Genomic DNA, 11,050 nt, shown 5'->3' with positions numbered 1-11,050 from the left:
CGTGGCCGCCGACAGGTCCACGATCTCGTAGCGGGCGAACGTGCCCTCGCTCGTCGAGACGTCCGCCCCCTCCACGATCGCGCTGGTCGTCGGACCCGCCGCCGGCAGGATCGACGAACAACCGGAGACGAGGCACGCTGCCAGGGCCGCGAGGCTCGCGTTGCGAATCATTGTCACTCTCCCACAAGCCGGAGCCGCGAGACGCGACGACCCGGCGACGACGCCCGCATGGCTCGAGGCGCGCGGACGGCGCCAGCATCACTTCTATTGCGCCGGCCTGCCCGCGAGGGCGCCGCCGGGAAGCAGTCGAGGGACCGCCGGACGACCGCGCGAGGGGCCGCCGCCCTGCCTGATAGCGCGCAAACGCTGCGATCGGTTTAACGGATCGTCCAGACGTTCAAGGTCGCCTCTCCGACCGATGGACCCTGCCGATCCTCTCAAGCAGCATTGCGTCACCAGGGTGGCAAAGCCACGCTTCAGGCGCCGGTGTCGGAAGCAAGGCATCCGCGAAGCTGTCGCCCGAGGGCATCGGCGCTCAGGTCGCGGCGCAGCGGCGCAGCGGCCTGCCCCGGCCCGAACCGGAAGATCGCGTAATCCGTCGCCGTGTCGCCGAAGCCCGGACGGCAGTTCGGCAGCGCGGGCGCATGGTCGCCGAACACGCAGAGGACGGCGTCGAGTCCTTCGAGGCCGTCGACGAGACGTTCCACCGCGAGGCCGGTGTTCTTCACGTGCGTGAGGTACTGCGCCAGGGGATCGTCGATCCCCGCAAGGCGGCCCGGCTTCCAGGGCCCGTGGTTTTCCATGGTGACGCAGAACAGGAAGAGCGGTGCCGAACGCCCCCGCACCTCCGCCAGCACCCGCTCGGCCAGGGCGAGGTCGGACACGTAGGGCCCGACCCGGGGCGCGTCGCCGAACGCCTCCTCCATGATCAGGCGATCGAAGCCGAGGCGCGTCACGACCTCCGCCCGGTTGAAGAAGGCGCGATGGAAGGGATGCACGAACAGGGTCTCGAACCCGGCCTGGCGGGCGCGGGCGGGCAGGCTCTCGGGTTCGCGGCCGCCATGGGTCAGGTAGGGGTCGAACAGGCCGAAGCCGAGATCCCCGGCGTCACGTCCGGTCAGGATCGCGTGCTCGGTGCGCATGGTGTAGGCGCCGTGGGCGGGGACGCGCAGGCGCCCGTACTGGGCGGCGCGACGCGGGATCACGTCCATCAGCGGCAGCGGCGGGCCGCCGAGGCGCCGCGGATCGACGAAGGATTCGAGCTGCACCACGACCAGCACGCGATCTCGGCCGGGAGCGCCGCGAGGAGGGACAGGGAGCGATTCTCCGCGTCGCAGCGCCCGCCAGCGCAGGGCATATCCGATGATCGTGGCGGGCAGGCCGAAGCGGGCGACATCCGAGGCGAGGTCCGGGGCCGGGAACAGCCGCGCCAGGGCACGGGCGACCGGGCCCTCGGCGGAGAGTTCCACGAGGGTCAGGAAGCCGAGCGGCAGGGCGAACAACGCCAGCACGGCGACGCTGGGCTCGACCGGCAGGATCGTCGGTTCGATCGCGTACCACGCGCCGACCAGCACGAGGGCGGCGAGGATCGGCCCGGCCATGCGCGGATCGGTCAAGGGGCGGGTGTAGTAGAGCTCCGGGTGCCTCGGGACCTGCCGCAGCAGGGCGAAATCGCTGAACACCAGGGGCTCGCCGATGATGGCGCGTTTCAGGCGGCTGACGACGGTGAGGATGAGGACGGTGAGCACACAGGAGGCGCCCGCCAGCCAGGGCCGCCAGGAAAACTGAAACCAGAACGCCATCACCAGGGCGTAGCCGAGGAAGCGGACGGCCAGCTCGACCGGGCGCCGGCTGACCGGGCGGACCGAGCCGCCCTCGACGGCCTCGATGACGAGGGAGAGCGCCAGGGCGAGGCCGAGCGATGTGAGCAGCATCATCGCCGGGTTCAGCGCCTCGGTTCCTCGGCCCGGGGAACGCCGCGCTTGCGCCGGAGCCGTCGGACGAGCGGGTTCAGGACGGCGTAGCGGGCGCGCATGATCAGGTGCGCGGGCCCGCTGAGCGCGAGGCGCGTCGGCCCGGCGGCGTCGCGGGCCGCCGCGAGCCGGTCGAGGAGTTGCTCGGCCGAGCACGGCTTCATCGCGACCGGATCGAGGTAGAGGGGGTAGAGTAGGAGGGCGCCGGCCACCAGCTCGTCGAGGGCGAGGCGACGCCCGCGATCGGCGCCGGGCGCCAGATCCTCGCTGAGGCCCCAGCCCGCGTAGAACGGGCGCCCGTGGACCGCGACGGTCAGGCCACGGATCAGTGCCTCGAACCCGGCGAGCGACGTCATCGTCTCCACGTGGTGGGCCCGGTCGAGAAGATCGACGATGGAGAGCCCGCCGACGATCCGGTCGGCGAGGCCGAGCGCCTCATCCTCCGGGATCGCCCCCGGACGAAACCCGGCCTCGACGTCGGGATGCGGCTTGTAGAGGAGGAACGCATCGGGGTTGCGGGCTCGCGCCGCCCGCAGCAGGGCCCGGTTCGAGCGCACGACCGGGGAGCCGTGCATCACCGAGGCATCGTCCTCGACCTGTCCCGGCACCAGCACGATGCGCCGGTCGGTCGGCCAGGTTTCGGCGTCGCCGGTGAGGCCGACATTGTACTTGCTCAAGCGACGCGCGACCACGCTCTCGCGCAGGGCCCGCGCCCGGGCCACCAATTCCGACGTGAAGGTGGCGTTGCGCAAGATGACGGCGAGGCGGCTCTCGGTGCGCGGATCGTAGTAGATCCCGCGATCATCGACCACGATCGACGCGCCCGGCTGCAGACTCGCGCCGAGACCCACCGAGCGCAGGAAGCCGTCCTCCATTCGCGCCAGGGGAATCCCTTCCTCGGCGCAGAGGGTCGGGAGGCGCTCGGGCATCCGCGTGGCCCAGGCAAGAATCCGGCCCTGCCGGAGAAGCGCGGCGGCGACAGCATCCTCGGCCGTCATGGTGTGCACCGGGTCGCCGTAGGGCCCCCGCGTGAACACATCGATGGCCGGTCGCTTCCAGCGCGAGATGCCGACGAGAACCGTGGGCCGGTCGTTCCCGGCGAAGCGGTCGCGCAGCCACGCCACGCGTTCGAGGCACGCGACGAAGGAGATCGGCGCCTGCGTCCAGGGATCGAAGTAATGCAGGCCGGCCCCGTAGCGCCGCCGTGCGAGGTCCTCCGTCGTGGGCGCCGCCTCCGCGCGGTCCAGGCAGACGACCTCCGCATCGGCGAGCCGGGCCTCGCAGGCATCGGCCCAGTCCGACACGAGAACGCGCCGCACGCGCGGAAACAGGGCCCAGGGATCGACCGGACGGCTGACGACGCGCAGGCGCGGCGACGGCACTTTGAGAAAGGCCGGACATCCCTCGCTGCCGGCCACCACGAAATCATCGTCCGGAAAACGGCGCGCCACGGACTGGAGATATCCACCGAGGCGGGCGGGAGAGCGCGCGAGCGCACCCTCGATCAGAATCAGGGAGGGCGCGACGAGGCCTCTAAGCAGATCGCCGACCGCCTTCTCGTCGAAGCGCCCGAATTGATTTCGCCCGAAGACGCGGAGCGCGCGAAGCGCCGCGAGGTCGACGGCGCTCTCGCCGAATGGCGCGTCACGCCAGGTCAAGCGCAGGCTCGCCAGACCGCTGCGCGGCGTGTCGTAGGGCGACCGCAGCGGCCCCGGCTCGACCTCCAGGGGCGGGCGGCCCAACCGGGACGCCGCCCGCACCAACCCGTTCCGCCCCCAGGTGACGGGGACCGACCCGGGGTGCCAGGGCGCGACGAAGGACGATCCGGTCGCCCGCTCGATCTGCCCGCGCAGGGTCCGGATGGTCCGCCCGGTGGCGGTGAGCTTTGGCGGCAGGTGCGAAGGCATGGTCCCGTGGCGTGGCGTTGGCTGGATGCTGCCTTACCACCTTCCCGCGACACGCGGTGAGACCGCCTCCAACATTCTGTCGGCTCGGCGGTCGCGGTCATGGTGAAGTAACAGGCGACGTATCTGTGGATGATATCGTTGCAACGAAACCACAGGGGCGGGGAAATCTTGTGCAGCCCCATCTCTGCCCAATTGCTGGGATGTGAATGCCGTGCGACGGAATTTCCCGTGGCAGGCGGCCCGCATGTTGTGTGGGCGCAGGAGCAGGCGTCCCAGGAATGCTTCAGCCCTTCGCAGAGACACATCGCGATGGACCGGCGACCTTTCTCTTCCTTCAGGGGATCGCATCCCCGTTCTTCGCGGACCTCGGCAGCGCGCTGAAGGCTCGCGGACACAACGTCCGGCGCATCAACTTCTCGACCGGCGACTGGCTGTTCTGGCGCCTGCCCTCCGACAATTATCGCGGCACCTTCGCCGATTGGGGCGACTACGTCGCGGCCTATATCCGCCGCCACGGCATCACCGACATCATCCTGTTCGGGGATTGCCGACCCTACCACGTGGCCGCCACCGCCGCCGCCGAGCCCTACGGCGTCCGCCTGCACGTCTTCGAAGAGGGCTACCTGCGGCCGAACTGGATCACCTGCGAACTCGGGGGCGTGAACGGCCACTCGCCGCTGCCGAAGACCGCGGACGAGATCCGATCCATCGCCCGCCGCCTGCCCCAGCCGGGCCGGGCCATGCCGTCGAGCGGCGACATGGCCCGCCGGAGCATCTGGGACGTGGCCTACAACATAGCGAATTTCGGCTTTCCGTACTTCTTCCCGTATTTCCGCTCGCACCGGCCGCACCACATCGCGGTGGAGTATGCGGGCTGGATCCGGAAGTTCTCCCGCCGATCCCGGACCCGGCGCGACGCGGCGCACCTCAACGAGGCCTACAAGGCCATCGCGGCGGATTATTTCCTCCTGCCGCTGCAGCTCGACAGCGATTTCCAGATCCGTGTGCATTCCCCCTTCCTCGGGGTCGAGGCCTTCATGGACCGGACCATCGCGTCCTTCGCCGCCCATTCGGAGGCGCCGACCCGGCTTCTCATCAAGCTGCACCCCCTCGACAGCGGCCTGATCAACTGGCGCCGCTATGCTCGGCACTCGGCCAAGCGCCACGGCGTCAACGACCGCCTCGACATCATCGACGGCGGCGACCTGCCCCGGCTGATCGCCGGCAGCCGGGGCGTCGTGCTGGTGAACAGCACCGTCGGCATGCTCTCCCTCGAACTCGGTCGGCCGACCTATGCGGCCGGCAGCGCGATCTACAACATGGCGGGCCTGACCCATCAGGGCGGGATCAACACGTTCTGGACCGCGCCGACCCCGCCGGACCCCGATCTGATGTCGGATTTCCGGCGCGTGGTGCTGCACCGCTCGCAGGTGAACGGCGGCTTCTTCTCGCGTCCGGCCATCGCGCGGGCTGTGGCGGGCACGATCCCGCGCCTGGAAGCCGCCCTCCCCGCCGCGGCGCTCGCCGCCGCCTCGGCGGTCCGCGCGGAAGCCGAGCCGACCCAGGAACTCGCCCCGGTCTATTGATCCCGGCCGCACGGGCGGGCTAGCAGACGCGATGTCCGTCACCCTGATCACCGGCGCATCGAGCGGAATCGGCGCCGCCCTCGCCCGGCACTATGCCCAGCCCGGCGCCAACCTGATCCTGCATGGCCGGGACGCGCCCCGCCTTGAGGCCGTTGCACAGGCATGCCGCGACCAGGGGGCCCACGTCGAAACCGAGCGCCTCGACGTCCGGGACCGGCCGGCGATCGCCGCCTGGCTCAAGAACCTCGATGCCCGGCGGCCGATCGACCTCGTCATCGTCAACGCGGCGATCAACGGCGGCGACCCGGGTGGCGACGTCGAGACCGAGGCCATGGCCTTCGAGACCGTGGACGTGAACTTGGTGGGCGCCCTCAACGTGGCCCTTCCCTGCGCGACGCTGATGCGGGCCCGCGGGAACGGACAGATCGCCCTCGTCTCCTCGCTGGCAGCCTTCGCGCCCCTTCCCGACGCGCCGGCCTATAGCGGCACCAAGGCCGCCCTCCTCGCCCACGGTCTGGCCTTGCGCGAGAAATTGAAGCCCCACGGCGTTCGCATCAACGTAGTCACGCCGGGCTATGTGAAGACCGCCATGGGCAGCGAGTACCAGGGCTGGCGTCCCCTGGAGATCAGCGCGCAGGACGCCGCCGCCCGCATCGCGCGCGGTCTCGCCCGGGACCGGGACATCGTCGCCTTCCCGTGGATCCTCGCCGCCGCCGCCCGCGGTGCGGCCCTCCTGCCGGAATCCCTGCGCCGTCTCGGGATGAGCGGTTTCAAGTTCAAGATCCGGGTCGGCCGGTGAGGCGCCCGCGCCTCGCGCTGTTCGCGCTGGAGGCCCTGCCGAACGCCCGCGCCGTCCGCCGCTTCGTGACGGATCACGCCGCCGAGATCGCCTTCGTGGGCTTGTCCAATGCCGAGCGGCCGAGTTCGGGCGGGTTGAGTGGGCAGATCCGGCGGCATCTCGCGCGCTCAGGCCCCGCGATCCTGCCCTATCTCGGCGTCAATTTCGGGCTGCCCGATCTCCTCGCGTCGGTCTCGCCGCTGGCGCGGCGTCTGACCGGTGCCGGGCCCGGGGCGATGCCCCTGGAGGCGCTTTGCCGAAGTCTCGGCATCCCGACCCTGAAGGTCGACGACGTCAACGGCGCGGATGTCGGGCAAGCCTTCGAACGGCACGCCCCCGACCTCATCGTCACCTTCCACTTCGACCAGATTCTCTCGGGCGCGACCTTGGCGCGGGCTCCCCTTGGGGGCCTGAACGTCCATCCCGGCCTCCTGCCGCGCCATCGCGGGCCGGTGCCGACCATCCACGCGCTGGCCGAGGTCGAGCCGGCCTTCGGCGTGACGATCCATCGTCTGGCGGTGACGATTGATGCCGGGGCGATCCTGGCGCAGGAGGCCATGCGCCTGCCTGGGGACACGACGGCGACCCGCGCCGCCGTGGTGCTGCACGAGCACGGGCGGGTGCTGCTCGACAAAGCCCTCGCGGACCTCGCGGATGGCCGCCTCGGCGCCGGGACGATCGCGCCGATCCTGCCCTATTGCCCTTTCCCGGACCGGGAGCTGCTCAAGGGCCTGCGCCGCCGCGGCCGTAAGCTCACGGACGTGCGGGATTTGAAGGATGCCCTGGCGCTGAGCGCCCGGGCCTGACCCGGCGCCCGTCCTTCGGGAGAACGTGCGCCGGATGGCCGTCTTATCGCGAAAACTTCTTGTACTTGATCTTCTTCGGCATCAGCGAATCGGCGCCGAGGCGGCGCTTCTTGTCCTCCTCGTAATCCGAGAAGTTGCCCTCGAACCACTCGACGTGGCTCTCGCCCTCGAAGGCGAGAATGTGGGTGGCGATGCGGTTCAGGAACCAGCGATCGTGGCTGATGATCACGGCGCAGCCCGCGTAATCCTCCAGCGCCTCTTCGAGGGCGCGCAGGGTCTCCATGTCGAGGTCGTTGGTAGGCTCGTCGAGGAGGAGCACGTTCGCCCCGCCCTTCAGGGTCCGGGCGAGATGGACGCGGTTGCGCTCACCGCCCGAGAGGGTGCCGACCTTCTTCTGCTGGTCGGAGCCCTTGAAGGCGAAGGCGGCGCAGTAGGCGCGGGAATTGATCTCGCGCTTGTTGAAATAGATGATGTCGTTGCCGCCCGAGACCTCCTGCCAGACCGTGGCGTTCGGATCGAGGGCGTCGCGCGACTGGTCGACGTAGCCGAGATGGACGGTCTCGCCGACGGAGATCGTTCCGCCGTCCGGCTTTTCCGCACCGGTGATCATCTTGAACAGGGTCGTCTTGCCGGCGCCGTTGGGGCCGATCACGCCGACGATGCCACCCGGCGGGAGCTTGAAGGACAGGTCCTCGATCAGCAGGCGGTCACCGAACGCCTTGTTGAGATGCTCGAACTCGATGACGTTGTTGCCGAGCCGTTCGTCGATCGGGATGACGATCTGCGCCGAGGCGTCGATCTTGTCCTGGGATTTCGCCACCAGCTCCTCGTAGCGGGTGATGCGGGCCTTCGACTTCGACTGGCGCGCTTTCGGCGAAGCGGCGATCCACTCCTGCTCGCGGTTGATCGCGCGCTGGCGGGCCATGTCCTCGCGGCCTTCCTGCTGGAGCCGCTTCTGCTTCTGCACCAGCCACGCCGAGTAGTTGCCCTCGTAGGGGTAGCCACGGGTCCGGTCGAGTTCGAGGATCCAGCCGGTGACGTTGTCGAGGAAGTAGCGATCGTGGGTCACGATCAGGATGGCGCCCGGATACTGGCGCAGGTGGCCTTCGAGCCAGTTCACCGTCTCGGCGTCGAGATGGTTCGTCGGCTCGTCGAGAAGTAGCAGCTCCGGCTCCCAGAGCAGCAGCTTGCAGAGGGCGACGCGGCGGCGCTCGCCGCCCGAGAGGGTCGCGACCGGCTGCTCGTCGCTCGGGCAGCCCAGGGCCTCCATGGCCTGGTCGACCTTGGAATCGAGCTCCCAGAGATTCTTGGCCTCGATCTGGTCCTGGAGGGCGGTCATCTCGTCCGCCGTCTCCTCGGAATAGTTCATGGCGAGTTCGTTGTAGCGGTCGAGCAGCGCCTGCTTCTCGGCGACGCCCTCCATCACATTCTCGCGCACGGACTTGTTCGGATCGAGCTGCGGCTCCTGCGGCAGGTAGCCGACCCGCGCGCCCTGCGCGACGAAGCCCTCGCCGGTCCAATCCTTGTCGATGCCGGCCATGATCTTGAGCAAGGTCGACTTGCCCGAGCCGTTGATGCCCAGGACGCCGATCTTGGCATCCGGGTAGAAGGACAGGTTGATGTTATCGAGGACCTTCTTGCCACCCGAATAGGTCTTGGTCAGACCCTTCATGTGGTAGATGAATTCGCGCGCCATGGTGGTATCCCTGTCGTGTCGGCGGTCCGGCGCGCCCTGCGCCTCGACCATCGGAATCGTCGCGTACGTGGTCCCGCGGCTGCACCGGTTCGTGCGGGCCTGCGGACCGCGCGGAATGCGCCGATGCGGGCGGACATCGGGCGCTCGCCATCGTCGCACCGCATCGCGTGAGAGTGTTGCGCCGGAGTATCAGGGCGGCGACCGACCGGCAAGAACGGGGACCGCAAGAACGCGGACCGCAAGAACGGTTGCGAGATCGGAGCGGGTCGCGGTTTCAGGCGAAGGGATTCTTCACAGTCTCGGCCGGCCGCACGGTCTCCGCGACGGCATCGGGCAACGGCGCCCCCTCCAGGGCCGCCACGATGGCGGCAAGCGTCGCGGCGAGCGCCTTGGCCCGGTCCAGCCCCGCCTTGTCCCGCGCGATATCGAGGCTGCCATGAAGGGCGATCCGGTCGGTGCCGTTCTCGATCGCGAGGCCCCCGATCATCCGCACCGCCGCGTCGTCCGCGAAGGGCACGAAGGCATCCGGACTCGGTCCGGAGCCCTTCCCGGCCTCCTTCTGCCCAGAACCCTCGCGCGAACCTGATTTCGGCATCTGGACACCCTCCTAGAAGATGGCACGCATGACGGCACGCCAGAGCTGCCGGAGGGCGCGATGCAGCTCGGCCTTCGCCCACGCTTCGAACGAGTCCGGTTCCGGCGCGCGGCGGCGCGCATGCGCGTCGCCCTCGGGCTCCCCTCGGGAATAGGTGCGTGGCTCCGGGAGATCCATGGCCCGGGCCTTCACGGTCGGTGCCAGGGTCGGAAACACGTCGAGGCCGGAGGCCTCGCGCAGGGCGTCGAGGGAGACGGCCCGCCAGGGCGGGTCGTCGCGATTCGCGACGAGGTAGGCGCCCGCCTCGCCCGTCTCCGGGTCGTAGAGCGCCTTGAAGAGATACGTCGGCACCAGCACGCGGCCGTTGATCGACTGGACCGCATCGCCGGAATAGATCGGGCCGGTCACCACGTAGAGCCTGCCGCGGCGGGTGGCGAGGCGCCGCACGCTCTCCTCGATCGCCGCCCAGAGCCCGCGGTTCAGGGCCCGGTCCTGCGGTACGATGTTGGCGAGGCTGAAGGACTGTGCCTGCGCCGCGCCCGTGGGCATGTCGCCGGCCGGCGCCATGTGGCCACGGTCGTAACCGCTGTGGATGTAATCTTCCAGACGCGCGCGGTCGGCTGCCGGCAGCGCGTCCTCGTCGTGGAAGGCGTCGACCCGGTCGACCCGGCGCGCCGCCGCGACGCTCGCCCGCGTCAGATGCTCGGCCGCGTAGAGCGGCGTCCGCGACACGCCGGAATGGAGCAGGGCGAAGGCGTCGTAGCACAGGGGCACGGCGCGCTCGGTGAGCTTGGGATTGACGATGTCCGGTCGGCGCCCGTCCGCGAACGCATCGGCGCAGTCCTGGCCCCGTGCTCCGGCCGGAGCGGCGAGCAGGCAGGCCGAGAGCAGCAGGATCGGCGTGCGTGCCATCGATCGACGGGCGCGGGTCAGAAGCAGACCCGGACTTTGCGCGTCCCTTCGGGCGTCGCCCGCGTGCGATAGGCGCAGGGACGGCCGAGAGTGCCCTCGAAGGGGCGGACGTCACGGTCGGCCGGGCCAGGGCCCGCCTGGACGCCGCAGGCGCCGGGCGTTCCGCACGGGAACGTGAAAGGCGCCACGGGGGCATGCCGGCGTACCAGGGACGGGTCTGCGGACGCACCCGCGGCCGAGGCGGATGCGCTCAGCAGAACCAGGATCGGCACGAGACCGCAGAGGGGACGGCTGAACGGCATGACCTGCCTCGATGCGGGTGCGGCGGACGGGAAAAGCCGGCCGTACCGTTGATCGGAACGAACGGGACGATTAACTGCCGGACTTCTGACGCAGACGCCAGCATCTCCGGGGTCACAATTCGGCTTCGAAGTTCTGTTCCACCCTCCGGTCTTCGGCGGGGTTTTGCAGGCGTGGCGTGGTCTTCGGGCTCGGCCTGAGTGCCTCGTGAAGTGGCAAAGCTGCGCGATGACGTTATAAGTGCAATCGAAGGGCCCCGGTTTCGCCTTGGGGCATGCGTCGTTCGAGGGTCGGTCCGCGCAGAGCGCTGCCGGTGGGCCGGATCGGACGGGTGCCAGCAAACGAACGGGTATGGAATCAGTGTCACGGCAAGAAACCACGCAAGCGGGCCCTGTCTCTTCTGAGGCGACGGCGATCCTGGACGGACTGGCGGAGCC

8 protein-coding genes and 1 pseudogene are annotated in these 11,050 nt (G+C 69.7%); 3 read left to right on the top strand and 6 right to left on the bottom strand.

Translation table 11 applies throughout. The annotated features are described in order from the left end of the window. The 3 genes and pseudogenes from K2X24_RS08255 to K2X24_RS08245 all read right to left on the bottom strand — a co-directional run. Positions 1 to 168 (bottom strand): annotated as a pseudogene (locus K2X24_RS08255) (sugar transporter); the annotation flags it as partial. A 308-nt stretch (positions 169 to 476) separates the two neighbouring features. Then, positions 477 to 1,934, bottom strand: a complete 1,458-nt coding sequence (locus tag K2X24_RS08250; RefSeq protein WP_292496645.1) for an LTA synthase family protein — start codon at positions 1,932 to 1,934, stop codon at positions 477 to 479. A gap of 11 nt (positions 1,935 to 1,945) precedes the next feature. Next, positions 1,946 to 3,880 (bottom strand): capsular biosynthesis protein, encoded by a 1,935-nt coding sequence (locus K2X24_RS08245; protein ID WP_292496644.1) that lies wholly within the window; start codon positions 3,878 to 3,880, stop codon positions 1,946 to 1,948. Between the two features lie 278 nt (positions 3,881 to 4,158). Here K2X24_RS08245 and K2X24_RS08240 point away from each other — a divergent pair, with 278 nt between their 5' ends. The 3 genes from K2X24_RS08240 to K2X24_RS08230 are packed head-to-tail and all read left to right on the top strand — an operon-like array spanning position 4,159 to position 7,110. Continuing rightward, positions 4,159 to 5,466: a capsular biosynthesis protein gene (locus K2X24_RS08240; RefSeq protein WP_292496642.1), complete on the top strand. Its 1,308-nt coding sequence runs from the start codon at positions 4,159 to 4,161 to the stop codon at positions 5,464 to 5,466. A gap of 31 nt (positions 5,467 to 5,497) precedes the next feature. Continuing rightward, the gene (locus tag K2X24_RS08235) at positions 5,498 to 6,265 is read left to right on the top strand and encodes an SDR family NAD(P)-dependent oxidoreductase (protein WP_292496640.1); all 768 of its coding nucleotides are present in this window, start codon (positions 5,498 to 5,500) and stop codon (positions 6,263 to 6,265) included. After that, the gene (locus K2X24_RS08230; protein ID WP_292496638.1) at positions 6,262 to 7,110 is read left to right on the top strand and encodes a formyltransferase family protein; all 849 of its coding nucleotides are present in this window, start codon (positions 6,262 to 6,264) and stop codon (positions 7,108 to 7,110) included. The genes K2X24_RS08235 and K2X24_RS08230 overlap by 4 nt, the downstream gene beginning before the upstream one ends. 43 nt (positions 7,111 to 7,153) lie before the next feature. Here the strand turns inward: K2X24_RS08230 and ettA are convergent, their stop codons facing one another. From ettA to K2X24_RS08215, 3 genes are all read right to left on the bottom strand, one after another. After that, positions 7,154 to 8,806 carry an energy-dependent translational throttle protein EttA gene (gene ettA / locus K2X24_RS08225; protein WP_292496637.1) on the bottom strand — a complete coding sequence of 551 codons (1,653 nt, stop codon included), beginning with the start codon at positions 8,804 to 8,806 and terminating at the stop codon, positions 7,154 to 7,156. 274 nt (positions 8,807 to 9,080) lie between these two features. Next, positions 9,081 to 9,401 (bottom strand): hypothetical protein, encoded by a 321-nt coding sequence (locus tag K2X24_RS08220; protein WP_292496635.1) that lies wholly within the window; start codon positions 9,399 to 9,401, stop codon positions 9,081 to 9,083. 12 nt (positions 9,402 to 9,413) lie between these two features. Then, the gene (locus K2X24_RS08215) at positions 9,414 to 10,313 is read right to left on the bottom strand and encodes a DNA/RNA non-specific endonuclease (RefSeq protein WP_292496632.1); all 900 of its coding nucleotides are present in this window, start codon (positions 10,311 to 10,313) and stop codon (positions 9,414 to 9,416) included. Between the last annotated feature and the right edge of the window lie 737 nt (positions 10,314 to 11,050).

It is taken from the genome of Methylobacterium sp. (assembly GCF_019750675.1).
GTDB lineage: Bacteria > Pseudomonadota > Alphaproteobacteria > Rhizobiales > Beijerinckiaceae > Methylobacterium.
This window is presented reverse-complemented; position numbering and strand designations above follow the sequence as displayed.

Excerpts from the sequence above, each read along its gene's own strand:
- K2X24_RS08250 (WP_292496645.1), bottom strand. The coding sequence starts at position 1,934 with ATGCTGCTCACATCGCTCGGCCTCGCCCTGGCGCTCTCCCTCGTCATC.
- K2X24_RS08245 (WP_292496644.1), bottom strand. The coding sequence starts at position 3,880 with ATGCCTTCGCACCTGCCGCCAAAGCTCACCGCCACCGGGCGGACCATC.
- K2X24_RS08240 (WP_292496642.1), top strand. The coding sequence starts at position 4,159 with ATGCTTCAGCCCTTCGCAGAGACACATCGCGATGGACCGGCGACCTTT.
- K2X24_RS08235 (WP_292496640.1), top strand. The coding sequence starts at position 5,498 with ATGTCCGTCACCCTGATCACCGGCGCATCGAGCGGAATCGGCGCCGCC.
- ettA (WP_292496637.1), bottom strand. The coding sequence starts at position 8,806 with ATGGCGCGCGAATTCATCTACCACATGAAGGGTCTGACCAAGACCTAT.
- K2X24_RS08220 (WP_292496635.1), bottom strand. The coding sequence starts at position 9,401 with ATGCCGAAATCAGGTTCGCGCGAGGGTTCTGGGCAGAAGGAGGCCGGG.
- K2X24_RS08215 (WP_292496632.1), bottom strand. The coding sequence starts at position 10,313 with ATGGCACGCACGCCGATCCTGCTGCTCTCGGCCTGCCTGCTCGCCGCT.